General features: G+C 69.0%; 16 protein-coding genes and 6 pseudogenes. 6 read left to right on the top strand and 16 right to left on the bottom strand.

The window, feature by feature from the left end; all coding sequences use genetic code 11:
- Positions 1-17 precede the first annotated feature (17 nt).
- The 5 genes and pseudogenes from AB0J12_RS07040 to AB0J12_RS07020 form a co-directional block, all read right to left on the bottom strand.
- A complete protein-coding gene (locus AB0J12_RS07040) occupies positions 18-317 on the bottom strand; it encodes a DUF308 domain-containing protein (protein WP_363263150.1) in 300 nt (99 codons plus the stop codon).
- A 15-nt stretch (positions 318-332) separates the two neighbouring features.
- Positions 333-1,457, bottom strand: coding sequence for a PP2C family protein-serine/threonine phosphatase (locus AB0J12_RS07035; protein WP_363263149.1), 1,125 nt, complete (start codon positions 1,455-1,457; stop codon positions 333-335).
- A gap of 286 nt (positions 1,458-1,743) precedes the next feature.
- Positions 1,744-2,166: a hypothetical protein gene (locus AB0J12_RS07030; RefSeq protein ID WP_363263148.1), complete on the bottom strand. Its 423-nt coding sequence runs from the start codon at positions 2,164-2,166 to the stop codon at positions 1,744-1,746.
- 269 nt (positions 2,167-2,435) lie between these two features.
- Positions 2,436-2,525 (bottom strand): annotated as a pseudogene (locus AB0J12_RS07025) (glyoxalase); the annotation flags it as partial.
- 278 nt (positions 2,526-2,803) lie between these two features.
- Positions 2,804-3,352, bottom strand: a complete 549-nt coding sequence (locus tag AB0J12_RS07020; protein WP_363263147.1) for a hypothetical protein — start codon at positions 3,350-3,352, stop codon at positions 2,804-2,806.
- A 579-nt stretch (positions 3,353-3,931) separates the two neighbouring features.
- Between AB0J12_RS07020 and AB0J12_RS07015 the strand changes: the two genes are divergently transcribed.
- Complete coding sequence (locus AB0J12_RS07015; RefSeq protein WP_363263146.1) at positions 3,932-5,236, top strand: DUF3533 domain-containing protein; 1,305 nt, start codon at positions 3,932-3,934, stop codon at positions 5,234-5,236.
- 108 nt (positions 5,237-5,344) lie between these two features.
- On the opposite strand, the pseudogene AB0J12_RS07010 reads toward AB0J12_RS07015, so the two are convergent.
- Positions 5,345-5,575 (bottom strand): annotated as a pseudogene (locus AB0J12_RS07010) (transposase); the annotation flags it as partial.
- Positions 5,576-6,254: 679 nt separating this feature from the next.
- Here AB0J12_RS07010 and AB0J12_RS07005 point away from each other — a divergent pair.
- Positions 6,255-6,647, top strand: a pseudogene (locus AB0J12_RS07005) (YibE/F family protein); the annotation flags it as partial.
- Between the two features lie 13 nt (positions 6,648-6,660).
- Here the strand turns inward: AB0J12_RS07005 and AB0J12_RS07000 are convergent.
- The 3 genes and pseudogenes from AB0J12_RS07000 to AB0J12_RS06990 form a co-directional block, all read right to left on the bottom strand.
- A pseudogene (locus AB0J12_RS07000) lies at positions 6,661-6,825 on the bottom strand (transposase); the annotation flags it as partial.
- A gap of 122 nt (positions 6,826-6,947) precedes the next feature.
- Complete coding sequence (locus AB0J12_RS06995; protein ID WP_363263145.1) at positions 6,948-7,712, bottom strand: TIGR03943 family protein; 765 nt, start codon at positions 7,710-7,712, stop codon at positions 6,948-6,950.
- Positions 7,709-8,743: a permease gene (locus AB0J12_RS06990; protein ID WP_363263144.1), complete on the bottom strand. Its 1,035-nt coding sequence runs from the start codon at positions 8,741-8,743 to the stop codon at positions 7,709-7,711. Before AB0J12_RS06990 ends, AB0J12_RS06995 begins: the two co-directional genes overlap by 4 nt.
- Before the next feature lie 235 nt (positions 8,744-8,978).
- On the opposite strand from AB0J12_RS06990, the pseudogene AB0J12_RS06985 reads away from it, so the two are divergent.
- Positions 8,979-9,144, top strand: a pseudogene (locus AB0J12_RS06985) (IS5/IS1182 family transposase); the annotation flags it as partial.
- A gap of 1 nt (position 9,145) precedes the next feature.
- Here AB0J12_RS06985 and AB0J12_RS06980 read toward each other — a convergent pair.
- Both AB0J12_RS06980 and AB0J12_RS06975 read right to left on the bottom strand, forming a co-directional pair.
- Positions 9,146-9,487: a hypothetical protein gene (locus AB0J12_RS06980; protein WP_363263143.1), complete on the bottom strand. Its 342-nt coding sequence runs from the start codon at positions 9,485-9,487 to the stop codon at positions 9,146-9,148.
- Positions 9,488-9,605: 118 nt separating this feature from the next.
- Positions 9,606-10,448, bottom strand: coding sequence for a hypothetical protein (locus tag AB0J12_RS06975; protein WP_363263141.1), 843 nt, complete (start codon positions 10,446-10,448; stop codon positions 9,606-9,608).
- Positions 10,449-10,538: 90 nt separating this feature from the next.
- Between AB0J12_RS06975 and AB0J12_RS06970 the strand changes: the two genes are divergently transcribed.
- The gene (locus tag AB0J12_RS06970) at positions 10,539-11,774 is read left to right on the top strand and encodes an MFS transporter (protein WP_363263140.1); all 1,236 of its coding nucleotides are present in this window, start codon (positions 10,539-10,541) and stop codon (positions 11,772-11,774) included.
- On the opposite strand, the gene AB0J12_RS06965 is transcribed toward AB0J12_RS06970, so the two are convergent.
- The 4 genes from AB0J12_RS06965 to AB0J12_RS06950 all read right to left on the bottom strand — a co-directional run bounded on the left by AB0J12_RS06965 (position 11,733) and on the right by AB0J12_RS06950 (position 14,577).
- Complete coding sequence (locus tag AB0J12_RS06965; protein WP_363263139.1) at positions 11,733-12,485, bottom strand: class I SAM-dependent methyltransferase; 753 nt, start codon at positions 12,483-12,485, stop codon at positions 11,733-11,735. The two genes, AB0J12_RS06970 and AB0J12_RS06965, sit on opposite strands and share 42 nt — an antisense overlap.
- A gap of 97 nt (positions 12,486-12,582) precedes the next feature.
- Complete coding sequence (locus AB0J12_RS06960; RefSeq protein ID WP_363263231.1) at positions 12,583-13,005, bottom strand: hypothetical protein; 423 nt, start codon at positions 13,003-13,005, stop codon at positions 12,583-12,585.
- Positions 13,006-13,045: 40 nt separating this feature from the next.
- Positions 13,046-13,750 (bottom strand): phytanoyl-CoA dioxygenase family protein, encoded by a 705-nt coding sequence (locus tag AB0J12_RS06955; RefSeq protein WP_363263138.1) that lies wholly within the window; start codon positions 13,748-13,750, stop codon positions 13,046-13,048.
- A 299-nt stretch (positions 13,751-14,049) separates the two neighbouring features.
- Positions 14,050-14,577, bottom strand: a complete 528-nt coding sequence (locus AB0J12_RS06950; RefSeq protein WP_363263137.1) for a hypothetical protein — start codon at positions 14,575-14,577, stop codon at positions 14,050-14,052.
- 150 nt (positions 14,578-14,727) lie between these two features.
- Between AB0J12_RS06950 and AB0J12_RS06945 the strand changes: the two are divergent.
- Positions 14,728-15,562 (top strand): annotated as a pseudogene (locus tag AB0J12_RS06945) (IS5 family transposase).
- 441 nt (positions 15,563-16,003) lie between these two features.
- On the opposite strand, the gene AB0J12_RS06940 reads toward AB0J12_RS06945, so the two are convergent.
- Positions 16,004-17,209 (bottom strand): helix-turn-helix transcriptional regulator, encoded by a 1,206-nt coding sequence (locus tag AB0J12_RS06940; RefSeq protein WP_363263136.1) that lies wholly within the window; start codon positions 17,207-17,209, stop codon positions 16,004-16,006.
- A 115-nt stretch (positions 17,210-17,324) separates the two neighbouring features.
- Between AB0J12_RS06940 and AB0J12_RS06935 the strand changes: the two genes are divergently transcribed.
- The gene (locus AB0J12_RS06935; protein WP_363263135.1) at positions 17,325-17,999 is read left to right on the top strand and encodes an HAD hydrolase-like protein; all 675 of its coding nucleotides are present in this window, start codon (positions 17,325-17,327) and stop codon (positions 17,997-17,999) included.
- Positions 18,000-18,226 lie beyond the last annotated feature (227 nt).

Genomic DNA, 18,226 nt, shown 5'->3' with positions numbered 1-18,226 from the left:
CCTCCGAACGCCAGCCGTCACCGCACCCCCTCTCGGCCGTACGGCTGGCCTTCGGCAGCTCTGCTGAGGTGAGACATTGCGCGCCGCACGAGCGGGGCGCCAGAGTATGCGCCGCGATTGATGCTGGGGTGTAGTCGGGAGCGGCAATGAGGCCGCCGCTCGGCAGCGGTGCCCGAGGCGGGACGGCCGGCTTCGATGCGCGTCCTGAGGGCGTGCAACACCTCGATCACGCCGAGGACGATGGCCGTGATGCCGACGAGGGTGAGCGTGCCGATCAAGGTGAATGGCGAGACGATCAGCACGACGCCTGCCAGCATGCGCGCCTTCGTGGATCAGACCACGCGCGAGGCCACGCTGAGGTGTGAGGTGCGCTGGATCGCGATCAGGGCGGCGTCGTCACCCAGGCGGCCGCCGGTGTGGGCGAGCAGATCACGGCACACGTGTCGGACCAGTGTGGCTGGAGGGCAGTGGGCCCAGCGGGCCATCCGATCCGCCAGCGGGTAGAAGGTGCCGGAGGCGTTGCGGGCCTCGATCACTCCGTCGGTGTAGAGCAGCAAGGTGTCGCCGACGTCGAAAGGCACGGTGCTCTGGGCATGGCCGTCTGCCGGCACCGGGTGGACACCCAAGGGCGGAGCTGCGTCGGTGTCGACCGGCTGGGGCGCTTGGCCTCGTCGCAAGAGCAGGGGTGGTGGGTGCCCGCAGTTGGTGAGATGAGCGACGGGCCTGTCGTCGGGCAGGTCCAGGAACAAGGCGGTGATGAAGTGCTCGCCGCTCTCATCGTCAGTGACGGAGAAATCGGTGAGGTAACGCTGAACGTGGGCGTCCAAGACGGCGGCAAGGTCGGGCAGGCTCGGCTGGCGTGAAGCGGTCAGACGGAAGGCGCTGAGCAGCAGGGCGGCTTCACCGACCGCGGCCAGGCCCTTTCCGCGCACGTCCCCGATCAGCAAGCGGGTGGTGTGATCAGCGCGGGTCGCGGTGTAGAGGTCGCCGCCGATCTGCGTCTCCTCCTCAGCGGCCACGTACTGGGAGGCGATCTGCAACACTCCGATACGGTCCGGCAGCGGGCGCAGCAGCGCGCGCTGGGCCGCCTCGGCCACCGACTGGGCGCGGGTGAGCTGACGGCGGTGGCGTTCGCGGACCACGGTGAACAGCACGATCATCGCCGAAAGCACGGACAGCGCAGCGATCTGAGCCAGATGGTTGCTCGTGGTCAGCCCGCCGTGCAGAGCAGCGATGAACACCTGCGCCGCAACCGCGAGCCCACCGACCGCCGCAGTGATTTTCGGTCCGGCGAAGGACGGCGCGAGAGCCGGAGCGATCACCAGCAGCGGCCCAAGATGGACGCTGGTGGGGGAATGAACATCGACGACCGTGATCAGCACGATGAGGGCAACCGGGATGAACACCAGCCAGGGACTGTTCTGATCCCCATCCACCCATCGGGCCCGCACCGCCATGCACCTCACTGTGGGGGAAGCGCCTCAAACCCGCATCACCGCACCCTCGACCAGCCAGTAGTCATGCAAGATCCTCCAGGGGGACCGCCGACCCACCGTCAGCGCGTGCCGGAGCCAGGCTCCGCCCCGGTGCTTACCGCAAAGGCGCCGGTGCTGCCGACCCAGGAGGCGTACCCCACGAAGTCGTGCGGGCGGGTGCCGTGCGTGCCACACGAACACTGGCTCCGCGTTGAGACGGTCATCGGGACGACCGTCTCGGGGATGGTCGAAGCAGCCGCTGGCGCGACTACGTGGTGTGCAGGGGTTCCGCGAAGGACTTGCGGAACACAGGCCCGGCGAAGGGAATGATCGAGGACATCATCTTTGACTTGAACGAGGTGGGGTGCCGTTCGAGTCTGACGTCGACGCGGGTGCCGTTATCCGTGGGAGTCATCTGAAACTGCCAGCCCCCCGAGCCGAAGGGCACCGAGTCACGAGTGGTGACGGTGACCCTGTTCGTCGAGGGATCCCATTCGTAGCGTGCACGCTCCCATGACTTGTCGTTCCCCTCGGTCACCTCTGCCCAGGTATCGCCCCTCTCATGGACCTGGAAGTGCTCGGCATCGATGGAGGGCCATTCCTCGACACGCGAGGGGCTGAAGTTCGTCAGTACGCCCATCACCTCGCCCGGGCTCATCGAGGAGTTCACGTGGAAGCGTAGGGATGGCATGACCTACTCCCTGGTTCGAGATGACCGTTGTCTGTCGGCGGCCTTCGACACGCGTCTCGCGGAGCGCCTGGCTCGCGTCGCCGACGCTGGTGCCCGGACCCGCCCTGCCGCGGTGCAGTGCCATGACCGCTTGAAGGACCTGCTGGGCAGGCTCACTCACCGGAACGCTCCAGTTTTCAGGATGCACCTCCGCCCTGCGCTGCGCACCAGCAGGCGTCGCGGAACACTTCCCTCGGCTCGCCGCTGAGACGTTGCAGCTCATGGCCGATGTCCGCGTCCAGCCTCCAGCCCAATCGCGTGTAGAAGCCCTTCCCCTGGTCGACGTCGGACACCGACACCGCCACGACTTCGAGCTTCATGTCCGTGGCTGAGACTTCTGCGTTTGTTCCAGATACCGCACGACGAGACTCGCACGGCCGGACGCGTGCCGCGCAGGGGAATCCGGTGGACGCTGGCCCGGACCGCGCACGGCCGGGCCGGCACTCGACGAGCTGCCCTGGCCGCCGAACGCCTGCGGGACTCCGCGCCGACAGGCGTGATCCTCGGCTCACGATGCTCACGGGCGATCCAGAGGTAACCCGCACACCGCTCAGCAGGGGGTGGCGCGCATGGGCGTCGGCCCTGGCCGGCAGGCGGCTTACGGTCTGTGGCCCGCGACGCAGGCGCCGAGTCGGGTGAGCAGCCAGAAGGTGATTGCGGTGCCGGTGCCATAGGCAACGTGCGCACTGAAATCCCAGGCCACGCTCTTGGTGTCGTACTGCCAGATCGGCTTGTAGAGCCCTGCAATCGGCAAGGTGATGTAGTCACCGGCGAAGACCGCGGCACCGAAAGGCACGCCATACACGGGAGAGGGTCTGGGAAGTGACCCGGCCACGATGCCGTACGCCGCGCCCGCCGCTGATCCGTAGGCCCAGTGAGCGACGGTGCTTGTGAGCCAGGCGGAGCCGTCAGGGAGCCGACGCTGGGTGAAGCCCTCGATCACCCGCTTGGCAACCTGCCCTGGGTCAGGGGCCTCCCCCCAGCTCTCGACCGGCGCGAATTCCCAGGTGAGCGAGCTGTCCGTCCCGCCTGCGCGACGGTACTTCAGGTAATGGACGGCATCCAGACACACTGTTCCCACCGCCCCGGCCAGCAGGCCGGCCGCCACCGCCGAGAGTGGAGTCAGCGGGCTCTTTCGGGAGCGCATGACGCGATCTCCTCATTGGTCAGGGCCGGTGAGGCCGGTGCCCTTCAGCGCTCGGACCGCGGTTGGGTGGCAGTGGGCACGCATCGAGTATCCGGCGGTCGGAACATGCGCGCACGAGGAGAACGTCCAGGAGCGCTGGAGGCAGGACCAGTGGCGGGTGGTCCTGAGCGGTGCTGCGGAAGCACCACTTGGTATTCGGCCATGACGCCGGCGCAGTGCCGGTGGCGAGGCTTTCTCGGTACTCCCCAGTCACTCGGTCACTGAGGACTGCTGCCCTGTGATCCGTGGAGCATCTCCCTGTAGTGGCATGGCAGGCGACGTGCAGATCACCTCTCGACCGATCCGTCAGCTGCGCGCGACGCCGACAGGGATGCTGCGCTGGTCGCGGACGGCCCCCTGAGCTGGAGCTGTGTCGATGAGCGATGCCTGGACGACAGATGGTTATCGTCCTGGAGGGTCCGCTGTACTCCCCTGCTGTCGAGGGCGTGGGCAGCTCAGACACAGGCATACGGCTCCTACGCAACAGCCAGTCCCGTCGGCAGATCCAGACAGCGCAGGACGTGTCCCCTTGGGAGTTCCATGACCTCGGCGGGTTCCGGGCAGCAGCAGGTATTTGCGCGCGCGTTTGCTGTGGCACGTCACGGACGGCTCTGGCTGGTGCCGATGGCCCTGTGCGCGCTGGTGGCGCTGTTCCTGACGCTGCTCTACATGGGAGGCATCCTGGACCCGAGCGGAAATCTGCGCCGTCTGCCGATCGCCCTGGTCGACACGGACCAGGGGCCGCCGCTGCCGGGACAGCAACAGACCTTGGGAGCGCAGGTGAGCCGGTCGGTCGTCGCAGCGACCCCTGCGGGCACCGTGCAGTGGCGCCGGCTCAGCCCGACGCAGATGCGGGACCAGCTGGCATCTGGCAAGGTCTACGGCGCCCTGTTCATCCCAGCCGACTTCACCACATCGGTGGCGGCGCTGACGACCCCCCGGGCCACGGCGCGGCCCGCCCTCACGGTCCTGACCAACCCCGGGCTGGGCAGCCTCGGCTCCTCCCTGGCCAGTCAGATCACCCAGCGTGCGGCTCACCAGGCATCCCTGACGATCGGCCGACAGTTGACGAACCAGGCGTCCAGCCAGGGCGCCGACACGACGACCCGTGCACTCCTGGGCGACCCGATCACCGTCACCATCCGAGTGGGCCACCCCATCGGCAGGCACAGCGGCCTCGGCCTGACCGCCTTCTACTTCACCCTGCTCCTGGTGCTCACCGGGTTCGTGGGCGGAAACGTCATCAACAGCGGCGTCGACGCAGGCCTGGGTTACACCGACAACGAGATCGGGCCCTGGCACACCCGGCGGCCAACGGTGCCGATCAGCCGCACGCAGACCTTGCTGCTGAAGATGCTGATGACCGCGGGCATCAGCCTGCTGACCACCAGCCTGGTGATGATCGCCGGGATCGGGATTTTGGGCATGGACGCATCACACCTGTCGCTGCTGTGGATCTTCTCCTACTGTGCGAGCTTGGCCGTGGGCCTGGGAGTGCAGGCCATCAACGCGGCCTTCGGAGGGATCGGCCAGGTCGTGTCCATGTTCGTGTTCATCGCCCTGGCCCTGCCGTCCTCGGGGGCGACGATTCCCCTCCAGGCTGTTCCGGGCTTCTACCGCTTCCTGGCCCTGTTCGAACCTATGCGGCAGCTGACGGACGGGGTGCGGTCCATCCTCTACTTCGACGCCCGGGCGGACGCCGGCCTGACCCGCGCCTGGACCATGATCGTTATCGGCGTCGCCCTCGCCCTGTCGTTCGGGTTCGCCATGACCCTCTACTACGACCGCAAGGGGTTGCACCGCCTGACCGCTCGGACTGCCGCACCGCCCGGGGAGACACCGTGATCGGCACCAGGCAGCCCGAGAGTCCGCACATCGTGCAGCCGCCGAACAGGAGGGAGGTGAAGGGACTACGCGGCTCAGCACGTCACCGCACCGGGCACCGGACCGTGCGACCTCTGTGACAGTGCCGTCGGCCGACCACAGGCGATGGCGTTCATAGACGGTCTTCCACGGCCCGAAGCGTTCGGGCAGATCAGGCCACTGCACCCCGGTCCGCCCCCTGTGCAGACTCTCATCGATCACCCCCCGGCGAACCCGCCACCTGCCATAATGCCCGTTGGTGACCGGCAGGAACGGAGGAAGCCGTTCCCACTCGGCATCGCTCACATCATCCCGCCCCATGCCCACAGGAAGGACTCGGGCGAGTAGTCACATGATCGGCCGAGACAAGTCCTAGCGGCGGCGCGTGCCGCGCAGAGTGGCGGAGAAGCCTGCGGGCCGCCCGCAGCGAGGGGCGGGCCGCTGCGGAAGCGGCGACGTCGGATCGGGCCAGCGCCGTCTCGGGCATGGGATGTCTGCGTCCAGCGATCTCCAGCACACACGTGGGGGCGCCATCGGTGGTCTCGCTGGTGTGGAGAGTGACGGCGAAGGGCCGGGGCGGGTCCCCGGGCAGTTCAGCGGCGAGTGCGATCGCAGGTCGGCGGCGTCCTTGGGCGAGCTGGTACCCGACCACCTTCCCGTCCACGAGCAGCTCGGTCTCGCGTGTGGCGTGGCGGGTCTGGATAGTCACCGAGTGGTCTTCCACCTCAAGGTGAAAGCGGTAGGCGCGGGTCACGGCACACCTCGCAGGCTTCTGGGCGGCGCGTACCTCCAGAGTAGGGGGCATCGCACAGCAACGGTGGGATCGCACTGGCGATCACCGGCCGTTCACCGCTAGCTGCGCAGAATCGCAGGTCTTCGTCTTGGAACCGTGCCGAGCTGTCGCTACGGCTGGGCCACCGCCACAACAGGGCGCGCCATGAAGGTGTCCGCCGTGTCATAGCAGGGTGGCGTCTGGTTTCTCTCCCCTTCGCGCTTCGGGGTGCTCAACCTTTTCATCCTGCCCGCGATCCTGCAGGGCTCGAACCCACTGCTCGTGGCGGTGATCGGGGCAAGCGCCATCATGCTGATCGCCCTGTACATGTGCCACGGCCTGTCGGCCCGCACATCGGTGGCGGTACTCGCACGCTGGCGTCGCTGCTACTGATCGGCACCCTCGGCTCGGAGTTCATCGGCTGGGCAGCACTCACCGGCAACACGGACGACAGCACCGGCCCTGATCCCCGGTCTCTTGCCGACGATCGACATGAGCGGTCTGCTGCTGGCCGGCATCGTGTGGGAGCTGCACGAGGCCAACCCCTCGATGGGCTGGCGCGGGCTGTACCGGGCGGGCATCCGCATCGGCCGCGACCACATCGCCTCTGTGGTCAACACACATGCGCCGCCTCCCACGGGCTGGCCGTGATGAAGTGGGCCAGAGCCTGCCGGTTGCCGTCCTCACCCAGCCGGGCGGCCATCGGCTCCACCGACTTGCGCCGCCCGTCCAGCAACAGCCCCCGCAGATAGACCTCGCCCCACCGGCGCTGATCCGCCCGCGCGAACGGCTCGAACATCTCCGCCGCGAAGTCCTCCAGATCACACCGGACCGCGGCCAACTCCCCACCCAGCACACTCGCTCAACGACACACCCGATCAAACGGACACGCCACCGGCGAATCCACCTGACCAAGCACTACTAGGAAGGTGTGAGCGGCAGGTCGTCCGTGTAGGCGTTGACCGGCGGGGCGACGCGCTCGGCGCTTCGGACGTCGAGTGCGGCTTCCGCGGTCCTGGTACCGAGCGCGCCGCGGGGGTGCCAGGTGCCGGTGACTGCCAGCCATGTGTTGGCGGGTGGGGCCTGGCTGCCGTACATCCGCACCTTCACGGTCTGCGAGTCGGCGGCGCAGCAGGTGAAGATGATCCGGGTCAGATACCAGCCGCCGCCGTGTCCGGCCGGGGTGGCGAAGCCGGTCATCTGGATGGCGCGTCCCTTGATGGCTCGGTCACGGTCCTGCTGGACCCGAGCGGTGAAGTCGCTGAGGGTCATGGGCAGCGGTGAGGTCGCGGGCAGCGGGTCGAATGTCTTCTGTTCCTTGACCGCCTTGTCGTTGGACCGCCCCGCCGTGTACGCGCCCAGTGCCGGCGGGGCGTAGAGGAGCAGGCTCAGCGCCGGGAAGAACAGCAGCCAGGCGACGCCCGGTACACGGGAGTGGTCGTGGCCGTGCGCATGGCCGGCGTGTTCCGCTTCTTCGGCTTGTTCGGTGTGTTCCGTGTGTTCGGCGTCTTTCCCCGCCCGCACCGCGCTTGCCAGGCCGAGGAGCAACAGAACAACCCCCGAGACGATCAGCAGCGGGCGCAGCCCCTCTTTCACATAGCGCAGGTAGAGATCGGTGAAGAGCGCGGCGTGCAGCAGGCCGATGCCGGTCAGGGCCAGGAGCAGTGCCTGTGCGGGGCGTTTCACAGCAGCACCCCTCCGATCAGGGCGCTCACGGCGATCGCCACCACGGTGGTCGCCGTGGAGAAGCGCCAGGCGAAGGCCCGGCCGAAGGTTCCTGCCTGCAGGGCCATGAGTTTCAGGTCGACCATCGGCCCGACCACCAGGAAGGCGAGTCGCGCTGTGGGCGAGAAGCCGGTGAGTGACGCCGCGACGAAGGCATCGGCCTCCGAGCAGACGGCGAGAACGACGGCGAGCCCGGCCAGGAAGAGCACCGACAGCCACTGGGAGGCCGAGAAGGTGTCCAGGACGGAACGCGGCACCATCACGTTGAAGGTGGCCGCGGCCATGGCGCCGAGGACGAGGAAGCCGCCGGCGTGCAGGAAGTCGTGCCGACAGCCCTGCATGAACTCCCGCCATCGGCTCCGCCCGCAATGGTGGCCGCTGTGCCGGGCGGTGGGCCTGAGCCACTCCTCCTTCCCCCGCCAGAGCCACAGCCAGCCCATCACGGCAGCGGTGGCGAGCGAGGCCAGCAAGCGGGCGACGACCATCGCGGGGTTACCGGGGAAGGCGACGGCGGTGGCAGTCAACACGACCGGGTTGACCGCCGGCGCGGAGAGCAGGAAGGCGAAGGCGGCGGCCGGGGTGACACCGCGGCGGATCAGGCTGTTCGCCACGGGGACCGATGCGCACTCGCAGCCTGGCAGCACCACCCCCGCCGCACCGGCCACCGGAACGGCGAACGCGGGCCGCTTCGGCAGCACGCGCGTGAACAGGTCGGCCGGCACGAACGCGTTGATCGCGCCGGACAGCGCCGTGCCCAGCAGGAGGAAGGGAAGCGCCTGGACGGTGATGGCCAGGCACACGGTACGCCAGGCTTGAACGGCCGGGTCGTTCAGCCACACGGTGCCTGTGAGAAGAAGCAGAAGCGTCACGCCGACTGCGCTCGCGACGACGGCGGTGAAGGGCCACCGCGGTCGGGGGCGGGGCACGGTGGGGACGGCGGAAGCGACTGCCACACCCGCCACTCGGTCTACCAGTTCATCCGATTTCTGCATGTTTACTCCGGATGTCGGTGTCTGACAGACCATAAGCCGAAGTCGAACCCCAACCCCGCGCACACGCCGTCCGTGAAGAGGTAACCCCAGAACACATGAATCAATGTTCACATGGACATGGACATAGATTTCATTTCCATTTACCGTGGAGCCGTACTGACTCGGCGACGGCTCAGGGGTGATGCGCCATGGGCAGCAGGGCGACGCGGCAGCGGAAGGCGGTCCTGCACACCCACTGTCGGAGTTCCGGGACCGTCTCATCGAGGCAGATGCCGGGCGGCATCCTCGCTGCGGCCCGGGACAAGGGCCTGCTGGCAAGCGGCGGGAAAGCACGGACGGACTCAACCCGTGTGCTGTCGGCGGCGCGGGAGCTGCGCTGGCTGGAGATGGCGGCGGAGACATTTACGCAACAGGGCGGCCGATATCGGACGGCCAACTGGGCCTGACACGCGCCACGAAGTCCGCGAAGTCCTCCCGCAGATACCGCGGATCGGACGGCTTCAGTCGGATCTGCTGCCGGCTGTCCGCCCACCAGACCTCGAAATCAGCGACCGTGCCTTCGACCGGCCAGCGCTCTTCCTGCTCCGGTAACAGCAGGACGTCAACGAAGCCGCCGACGTCCAATCCGATGTCCACAAAGAACCCGATCGCCCCAGGTCTGGGCACCTTCACGACAGTGCCCCGGAAGACCTGCCCGAAGCACAGATCCTCCCGGATCCGCGCCCACTCCGCATCCGTAACCACGAAACACATCTTCGCAGCCCGGCCCGAGCCTGAAGCAGCCCGATCTCGGAGTGAGCGTGGACTCACACCAAGATCGGGCTCAATTCGCCAACAGCATCCAGCCTTCGGCCGGGGCAGATCAGCGTGCTACCGCGGCGGCCAGAGCGGAAGCGGTCAGGCGTCGCCCCGGCGGCTCGGTCAGCACCGCGCGCAGCACGTCTTGCACGGCTGGCCATGTAGACGACAGGCGCACCCGGAACTGGCCTAGGCCGATCGCCTTCCGCAGCTGAGCTGCCGACAGCTCGCTCGGGTCGACGCCGGCCGCCGCGTAGTCGAGCGGCCAGTCCCCCGTGATCGCCCACCACAGGGATGCGGCCAGCGTGTACGTCTCGGCGGCCGGGTCCGGCGCCACGGGGCTCATCCCCGCTTCGACGGCGGCCGCCAGCTCGGGTGCGAGCAGGTGCGGCATGCCGCCCCGGAACATCCGGGACGGGGCCAGCCGGGCGTAATGCCACGCCCACGAGCAGTCGATCAAGACCACGCCTTGGCCGGTGTGGATGGCGTGCCCCGGCTGGAGGTCGGAGTGCACCCATCCCGCCGCGTGCAGCTGGGCGACCGCTCGGCACAGGTCGACCACAGACGATCTCGCCGCCTCTGGATCGACCTGCCGGTGCCGAACACCGCGCAACGCATCCCACGTCGACGGCCCCGAGTGCCACGGAGTGATCATCCAGGCCGTGTGGCCCGCACTGCCAGAGGCCAGGAGCCGGCCGGGCGCCATCGCGGCGAGTACCGCGCTCTCCCGTGCCGTGATGGCGGCGCCCTCATCCGTGCCCGACTTCACAGCGACGATCCCTCGAGCGCCCCGCCCCTTCCACACGGCGGAACCACGGCGATCCGTGATCAGCGTGAACTTCGTGTCGGGGCCACAGCGCTCTTCCGCCGCCTCATGCGCCGCGGTGGGCAGCGTTTCTGTCCTCATGCCGCATACGTCCTCTCGTGTGCCCTAGGGTTGTGTGTCGTCCCGGTGGCACCATCCCGGGACTTCGTGCTTTCCACGGCGGGAGTGATCTTGGGATACGTCCGGCTGCTGCGCCGCCGTCGCGTCCTGGCGCTCTGGGGCGCCCAAGCGCTGTCGGTATTCGGTGACCGCCTGTATGCGATGGCGATCATGTGGCTTGCCTGGGAGCGGTCCGGTGCGGGAGCCATGGGTCTCGTAGCGGTCGCCGAGTCGGTGCCGTACATCGTCATGGGCACCCTGGGCCGCCGAATCATGGACCGGTTCGCTTCGCTGCGGGCCCTCGCCGGCGTCGATGCAGTCCGAGTCGGCCTGGTCGCCGCGCTCCCGTGGGCCTGGTCCGTGTTCGGTACCCCCGGCATGCTCACTGTCGCGGCCCTGCTCGGCCTCGCCGGTGCCGTCTTCGACCCCAATCTCGGCGCCTTGGTCCCGGACCTCGTCGAACCGGACGAGGTCCAAGCCGTGAACGGCCTCATGGACCTCACCGGCCGGATCGCCCGCATCGCCGGCCCGGGCGCGGCCGGGGCGCTGCTCGCCCTCGTCCCACAGTCCGCTCTCTTCCTGATCGACGCGGCCACTTTCGGTGTCTCGGCCTGGGTGCTCGCTGCCCTCGGCCGGTCCGCAGCGCACGCCGCACGCGGCCCTGTGCCGCCGTCCGGCACCGTCCGGCTCGGAGCCCGATCCTTGTTGCGCACCCACCCAGCAACGGGCGCGGCCATCGCCGTCCACGGTGCCGGGATCTTCGCGCAGGCCGTCGCCATGGCTACTCCCGCCCTGCTGGCCACCCAGCTGCACGCCGGTGCAGGCGCGTACGGCCTGGTCCTCGCTGTGACCGGCGCCGGTGCGCTCGTCGGGAACCTGATCGCCGGGAACATGCGACTCCCCGCCCGGCTGCCCGTCGTGTACTGCCTGGTGTGGGCCGCATCCGGGCTGCTCCTGGCGGTGACCGGAGCGGCCGGGAACATGCCCGTCCTGCTCGCGATCTCCGCCGCGTCCGGATTCGTCGCCCCGTTCTGCGGCGTGACGATGCAAACCCACCTGGCCGGCTTCCCGCCCGCCGCGCGCCGTCGACTCATGGCCGTCGACCTGACGCTGATTCGGACCGCGGGGACGACTTCCCTCCTCGCCATTCCTGTGATTGCCGCCGCGTCGCCGGTCGCCGCGTTCTGGGCGGGAGGCCTCGCCACGGTCGCCGTCTCCTGCGCGGGCGCGGGCGCGGCCTGGTGGTGGTCGCGCGACCGCGGAGCCCTACCCGTCACCGAACCGGCCGCCGAGCTCTCCCGAGACTGAGTACACGCTGATGTGCCGCGCCTGCCCGTCCTCGAATGGGGCGCGGTCCCAGCCGCTGTAGCGGGCCGCGAGCCTCAGCCCCGCCCCGCCGGCCATGTCGTCGAGTTCCCGCAAGTGCACGTACCGCCGTGAGACCAGCCGCATCCGCGCGCCCTCGGGGACCAGGCGCCCCTCCTGCGTGTGAAGGAGCTGCGGGCCTGGCTCGTGCATGACGATCGACAGCTTGCCCCATTCCTCGCCGACCCCGCGCGGGATCACCCCGGACTCCAGGGGCAGCGCGCTGGAGCCGGGAACGGGAGCTTCGATCACCACGTGCCCGCCCTCGTCGAGGACGCGGGAGCAGGACCGCAGGCACGACCGCTGGCGGTCGTCGTCCGCCAGCAGATAGAAGGTGCCCGCCACGATGTAGACGAGGGGATACCGGCCGGGCGGCTCGAAGTCACCCATGTCACGAACCCGGTAGTCGACCGGGAGCGCGCCCCGCCGCTCCTCGAGCCGTCGGAGCATCTCCGTCGACACGTCCAGGCCCATAACCGGCACACCCTGCCCGGCCAGCGGCAGCGCGACGCGGCCCATGCCGATGCAGAGTTCGAGCGCCGGGCCGCCGTCCGCCAGCTCGGCGAGTACCACGGCGACCGGCTCGGCCGGCCCCAAGCTGTCCTCGTTGTACGTGGCCGCCCACGCGTCCCACAGCGCGGCGTCCTGATCCATCCCGCCCACAGCAGGGGTGTCCTTCCTCGGTTGGGAAACGGAAGCGGCCGGGCCCGCTCACGGGAGCGGACCCGGCCACGGTCACAGCGGCGTCAGATCACGCCGCGTCGAGCCGCCAATGCGTGACCTCGATGTCCTCCATCGGGACGCCCAGGTCCTTGTAGATCCGCTGGTGCATCGCGCCGAACCAGGCCCCCTTGCGGTCGGCGTAGAACTCCTCGTCGTACCAGGCCACGCCGAGGATCACGGTGCCGCCACCGTTCGGGTTGCCCTGCTCAGCCTCGAAGTACGTGCACTGCCAGTCCCAGAGCATCAGCTCTTCCGGCCGCTCGCGGAGCCGCTTGTCGGACTCCTCCAGGGCCGAGATGACGCGCTTCGCCGTCGCCTCGTCCGGGCAGTAGTAGGTGCACTCGCTGCGGGCGATCGGCGCCTTGTCACCGCGACGCTCAGCGTCGACGTCCTCGCCCGTCAGCACGCGGACCCGGGTCACAGCGCCCTGTCCGATGAACTCCTCCACCATGGTGGTCACGAGGGTTCTCCTTCGTTGTGTGTCGGATCGGTTACCAGCCGGTGCCCGTGAGCGGGGCCAGGCTGGGGCTTGAGGGAGCGCGCCGGAGGATGCCCTCGGGCGCGACGTAGCGGATATTCAGGCCGACGCGCGCGCCGGCTCCGCTGTTGGAGTGCGAGCAGTGCACGAGGCGGGTGTCCATGAGCAGCCCGCTCCCGGCCGGGACGGCAACCGGCATGCCCGCGATGGAGTGGTCGATGTCGACGCCGAGGGCGCGGCCGCGAGCGGCGCCGGTTTCGGCCTCCACCTCGTACGGCCGGTAGCCGCCTCGCTGGGATCCGGGGATGACGTGCAGGCAGCCGGTGTCCTCGTCGGCGTCGGTCAAGGCCACCCAGGCGGCGACCGACCGGTGCGGGTCCAGTTCCAGTCGGGCGTTGATGCCGTCCTGGTGCCATGGCACCTCGAAGGGCCGGCCGGGCCACTTGATGACCAGGAAGGTGTTCTCCACGGCAACGTCGGGGCCGATGAGGTCCTGGACTGCGTTGAGGAGCCGCGGGGCGCGCACGATCGTCTGCGCCCACTCCTGGTCCAGGTGCGGGTTGCGCACCACCTCACGGGACGCGCCGCGGTGGGCGGTGACGATCTCGGCTGCGCGGGCGCGGGCCCGGCTCGCGGCCGCCCACTCAGGAACCAGCCTGTACCCGAGCGGCCCGAGGTGGCCGTCCGTGACAGTGTCGGGCTGGGGATGTGCACTCATCAGGTCCTCCGCAGGACTAGCGGGCATGCTGAAGGTCGCAAGGGGGGCGGCGATCGATCGCCGTGACTCCATGGGGTGTTCGGCTTGGCCCACCCGCTCCCCGGGAAGGGGGAACCAGCTGTTCGCCGGGGAAGGGGCGGGGGCTGTGTCCGTCCACCGGCCAGTGCGGCGGGTGAACGATGCGAGGGCGTCGGCCTATCTGGCGGCCACGCCGACGGCGAGGGCGGCGAGTAGCCCAACGACGGCCAGCACGTAGAGGGCCTGCCCTGCGGTGCTGTCTGGCCGCATATGGCGCACGGCTATCGCTCCTCGTCGCTGGCGGTCACGGCGACGCTCTCGCCCCGGGCTTCCTGGGCGCGGCGCAGGAGCTGCTCGACCTCGTCCACGTAACAGAGGCAGCCTGGCGAGTCCATGGAGAGGCACCAGTAGGCGCGGCCGCGCGGCTCCGTGCACCGAACCGCCGGTACGCCCAGGTAGTGATCGTGACCGAGGCATTCGACCCCGGGCAGCTCCCGGGCGTTCCACTGGCGGGCGGTTGAGGCCGGTACGAGGGCGTAGTAGTGGTGGGCGTGGAGGTCCATGAACATGGCGCCGTCGGTGAACCACCGACGGAGGAAGGCATCCACCGCTGCCAGCTTCTCCGTGCCGGCCGCCGCCCACACCAAGTTCGATGGGATGCGGACGGCGGAGAAGATGCCACCGCAGTGCAGGAGTGCCACATCATGGGCGGCCCACTCCTCGCGGGCGGCCCGCCGGTCCTTGACCGCGCCGAGAAGCCACGACTTCACGGCGAACTGCCTCTCTGCGGTGGTCGTGATGGACGTCATGACGGCTTCTCCTGGCCGGTGGGTTAGTTGGGGGTGTGCTCGTGTGTCGGTCACTGCGCTGCCGCCTCAGACCAGTCGGGAATCACCTCGGCGAGCGCGACGAGTAAGAGGTCCTAACAGAAGCTGTTGATCATGTGACTTGCGGCGTGAATGGTCGTTGGTCCGGTCGTGGGAAAGCGACAGTCGCGGCCGTGGATCGTGTCGGATGAACTGTGGTCGCTGATCGAGCCGTTGTTGCCCGAGCCGGCGCCGAAGCTGGTGGAAGGCCGGCCGCGGGTGCCGGACAGGCAGGCGTTGTGCGGGATCCTGTTCGTGCTCCATACCGGCATCCAGTGGGAGTACCTGCCCCAGGAGCTGGGCTTCGGCTCGGGCATGACGTGCTGGCGGCGTCTGGCCGCGTGGAACGAGGCCGGTGTGTGGGACGAACTGCACTTGGTGTTGCTGAAGAAGCTGCGGGCGGCGAAGAAACTGGACTGGTCGCGGGCGGTGATCGACTCCTCCCACGTGCGGGCCGCTCGGCGTGGCCCAAAAGCGGGCCCAGCCCGGTCGACCGCGCACGGCCGGGCAGCAAGCACCACGTCCTCACTGACGGCCAGGGCATCCCGCTCGCGGTCTCGCTGACCGGCGGAAACCGCAACGACGTCACGCAGTTGCTGTCCCTGCTGGACAAGGTGCCGGCCGTGGCCGGACTCGTCGGCCGGCCACGGCGCAGGCCCGACGCGCTCCTGGCCGACCGCGGCTACGACCACGACAAGTACCGGCGCCTGCTCTGGGCCCGCGGCATCCGCCGGTCATCGCCGAACGAGGTCAGCCACACGGCTCCGGCCTTGGCATCTTCCGCTACGTGGTCGAGCGCACGATCGCCTGGCTGCACGGCTTTCGCCGACTGCGCATCCGATGGGAACGACGCGACGACATCCATGAAGCCTTCCTCGGCCTCGCAACCTGCCTGATCACCCACCGCCACGTCCAACGCCTTTGTTAGGACCTCTAAGGCGCCGTGGTCGGTGAGCCCGACGCCTCCCCGCTTCGGCGGCACCAGCCAGTAGGCACCGGGAGGCGTCTGCCGGTTGGTCGGCGGGACCGTGAAATCCGGTATCACCCGAACCAGCTCGGAAGAGAGGGGCCAGCCGTTGGTCGGACCAGGCTCCACGAAGAAGACGAGGCCGGGCGGTGCCGGGTCGACAGCCACGGCACCGGGACGCACCAGTCGCTCCAGTGCTTTTAGGCCGTAGAAGCGGCTGACTCGAACCGCCTCCCACCCGTGGCCCCGTGCAGGGGTACGGCACGGAGCGCGCATCTGCGTCCTCACCTGCGCCTCTTCTCGTCGCGTTGCTGCTGTGCGACCGACGGTAGGGCGGAGCAAGAACCATGACCCGAACGGCGAGTTCGGGGGAACTGACAGTTCGGGTCAAGCGCGGTTCGGTCAGGCGATGCCCATACGCTCGGCCAGGACCACAACCTGACGGCGGTAGGTCGGACGGACCCGATGCAGCAGACCGTCGACCATGTCGAGGGCGAGGCGGCTGCGCACCATGTCTTCCGGGCTGATCTCCTCCAGCTCCAGCAGGTGCACGAAGACAGCCGCGTCCTCGCGGCGCAGGTCGTAGCAGCGAGCCAGGTCGACGGTGTACGTGAACTGCCTCTCTCTGCTGGGCAGCCCGGTGATATCGACCTCGTCGGCCAGGCGCAGGCCCTCGCTACTCTCCCCCGCGAGCATCTCGATGCTCAGCGCATGCAAGGTGACGTTCGTCGGCCCGAACACGGTCCACATCGCATTGGACTCGCCTGACCGTTTCCCCAGCCGCGACGCCTTCTCAGTGAGGCGTTGCCGAGCCCGCCACCAACTCTTCTGCTGGGCGTCAGCAACCACCTGGACCAACTCCAGAGCACCCTCCATCGCGGCCTTCTCCGGGCTGTCCGTCAGGTCCTGCAGCTGCTCGCCGGCGAGGCAGGCGACCTCGGCGGCCTCGGCCGCACCGCCCTCCTGGGACAGGAGGCAGTGGCCTAGATTCCAGTGCGCTGCTGCCATGCGGATCGGGTCGTCCGCGTCCTCAGCGGCGCGGCGGGCCCGGTCGGCGACCATCAGCGACAGATCCAGACGGCCGGTGCGCCGGCAGTACGACCGCAGCAGGCCGTACAGGTCGGCCGCCGTGCGCAGGACGTCTCGGCGGGCCCCGGCTTCTCGGGTGTGGTAGGCGCGCACGGCGTACTCGGTGTCGGCGATCAGGGCAGGTAACAGGGGCTCGATGTCGGTGAAGCGCTCGGCGCTCGTCTGCCAGATCCCCCACGCCTCCTCCACGCGCTCCCGCAGCTCCGGGGGCGTGGTGGCTGAGCCGGGTGGCGAAGCGCCGTAGCCCATAAGCGCCTTGGCGATGTCCGGTGGCGTCGTGAGGGTGGGCGTGCTCTTCGCCGGCGGCTCGTCGGACACGAGTGACGCGATGGGCACACCCAGCTCGGTCGCGAGGCGGCTAAGGAGATCCGACGACGGTGTCTTCTTGCCCGTCTCGATCAGCGAGAGGTATCGCTCAGTGATGCAGCACAGGCCCGCGACGGCCGCTTGTGATCTACCGTTCTTTCTCCGGTAGTACCGAAGCCGCGCCCCGATAGGCAATCTTGGTGATCCGGCCATCCGCCCTCCCGTATTCCGTCAGGGTAGGGCGCACGGCCCGCGCGCGGGTACGTACTGCAACTATCGGGGGACTCTCAGCAACACGATGCGACACGTCACACCCGGAAGGCCCGACATGCCACGCCTCGTCCTGTGGGACATCGACCACACCCTCATCGACACCCGCGGCATCGGCAAAGAGATGTCCGCTGCCGCCTTCAAAGAGGTCACCGGCCAGCCGATGCGTGAACAGGCCAAGATCGACGGCATCACAGAAGCTGTCATCTTCCGCGAGACAGCCAAGCTGCACGGCCTGACCACCGACCGCGCCGACTTCGAACGCTTCGCGGCGGCGCTCACCGCCCAGCACGTACATCGCGCCTCGGAGCTGCGGGAGCGCGGGCACGCCCTGCCCGGAGCGGCGACCGCCCTGGACGCGCTGGCGCGAGCCGGGGTACGGCAGACCGTCGTTACCGGCAACGTGCGCGGCGCCGCCGAGATCAAGCTGAGCGTTTTCGGCCTCGACAGTCACATCCAGTGGGACGCCGGCGCCTACGGCGAAGACGCTGATCTGCGCCCCGGCCTGGTCGAGATCGCGCTCGCCCGCTCAGCCACCGCCGCCCCCGATGCCGTCCTCGTCGGCGACACACCTGCAGATGTCGAAGGCGGCCTCGGCACGAACGTCCGCGTCATCGCAGTCGCCACCGGCCGCACCACGGCCGAGGACCTGCGGGCCGCGGGCGCCCACGTCGTGCTGCCCGACCTCACGGACACGGACGCATTCGTCAAGCACGTCCTGGCCGGCCCGTAGGCCCTTGCAGCGTTTCTCCCTGATGGGCTGATCCCGCCGCCATCCTCATCTGGACCTGACGATGACCATGTAGACAGAACCTATTCCCGCCCGAGCCGCCATCGCTGTTGGCCGTGCCAGCGGCACCGGCCGCGCCGACGACCACGGATTCGACAGAGCCGAGCGCTGACGCGGCGATGAACGACTCGCTGTAGCCACCCGCTGGCGCACCGGGCTGCGCGGTGAGC

The sequence above is a fragment of the Streptomyces sp. NPDC049915 genome (assembly GCF_040656475.1).
Taxonomy (GTDB): Bacteria; Actinomycetota; Actinomycetes; order Streptomycetales; family Streptomycetaceae; genus Streptomyces.
The sequence above is the reverse complement of the archived record's forward strand: the minus strand, read 5'-3'. Positions and strand labels throughout refer to the sequence as shown.